The 1406-nt window shown below is 67.1% G+C and carries 1 protein-coding gene; it reads left to right on the top strand.

The genetic code is table 11. The features are described from left to right. The coding region (locus VTU_RS29480) for a SwmB domain-containing protein (RefSeq protein WP_010108892.1) at positions 1–1406 on the top strand (1406 nt) is incomplete at both ends.

The following is a 1406-nucleotide window of genomic DNA, read 5'->3' as shown; positions in this document are numbered from 1 at the left end:
AAGCCAACACCTGAACGGGCCACGCTCGCGGGCAACGCCGGCTTTACGGTCAGCACCACCGCGGGCACCGCCATTGCCGTGAGCAGCGCCGTTGTGGATCCGACGACCAAGACCGTCACGCTCACGCTGAGCCGCGCCGTGACCCACGCTGAAACAGTGACCGTCGGCTACGCCAAGCCCGCGACCGGCGGGGTCCAGGACGCTGCCGGGAACAACGCAGCAAACTTTGGCAGCCAGGCTGTGACCAACAACACGCCTGCGCCAGACACCACGCCCCCGGTTATCAACGCCGCCACGGTCAACGGCAACCAGTTGGTGCTCAGCTACACCGAGGCCAATAGCCTGGACGGGGCCGCGCTCGCGGGCAATGCCGGCTTTACGGTCAGCAGCACCGCGGGCCCGGCCATTACCGTCACCAGCGCCGTTGTGCATGCGACGGCCAAGACCGTCACGCTCACGCTGAGCCGCGCCGTGACCCATGGTGAGACGCTGACCGTCAGCTACGCCAAGCCCACATCCGGCGCCGTGGTGCAGGACGCGGCCGGCAACGACGCAGCAAACCTCAGCGACCAGGCTGTGACCAACAGCACGCCGGCGTCAGACACCACGCCCCCGGTGATCAGCAGCGCCACGGTCAACGGCGACCAACTGGTGCTCAGCTACACCGAAGCCAATACCCTGAACGATGCCACCCTCACGGGCAACGCCGGCTTTACGGTCAGCAGTTCCGCTGGCACCGCCATTACCGTGCGCAGCGCGGTCGTGGATGCGACGGCCAATACCATCACGCTCACGCTGAGCCGCGCCGTGGTCCATGGGGAGATGCTGAGCATCAGCTACGCCAAGCCTGCGTCCGGCGACGACGCGATACAGGACGCAGCAGGCAACGATGCGGAGAACTTCAGCAACCAGGCCGTGAACAACCGCACACCAGCACCCAGCCACAGAGCGCCCGGTACGGAAGACCCCCAGGAAAGTCAGGACATCGTCGGCCCCGCGGGTTCTGACCCTGGCGACGGCAACGGGGACGGCATCCCGGACAGCGCGCAGCCCGCAGTCAGCTCATTCAGCGCCCGGACCAACAGCAATTCCAGCACCTCGGTGACCCTGGTGGCCGACAGCCAGGAGGGCAAGGTCCACCCCAGCAGCCACGCCCGCATCACCGGCCTGGAGCAGAAGGAGGCCCTCGCCCAGACGCCCCGGGCGCTGGAGACGCCGATCGCGTTGACGAGTTTCAAGACCACGCTGAAGACCACCGGCAGCAGCCAGACCTTCAGCCTGTACGTGGACCCGGAGATCGGCGTGAACGGCTACTGGCTGCAGGACCATACGGACGGCACCTGGGTGAACCTGGCCAGCAGCCCTTACGGCGGCAAGATGGTGAACGAGGGCGGGCGGCTGCGGCT

Origin of the sequence: Verminephrobacter aporrectodeae subsp. tuberculatae At4, assembly GCF_000193225.1 — a bacterium.
GTDB lineage: Bacteria > Pseudomonadota > Gammaproteobacteria > Burkholderiales > Burkholderiaceae_C > Acidovorax > Acidovorax aporrectodeae.
The sequence above is the reverse complement of the archived record's forward strand: the minus strand, read 5'-3'. Positions and strand labels throughout refer to the sequence as shown.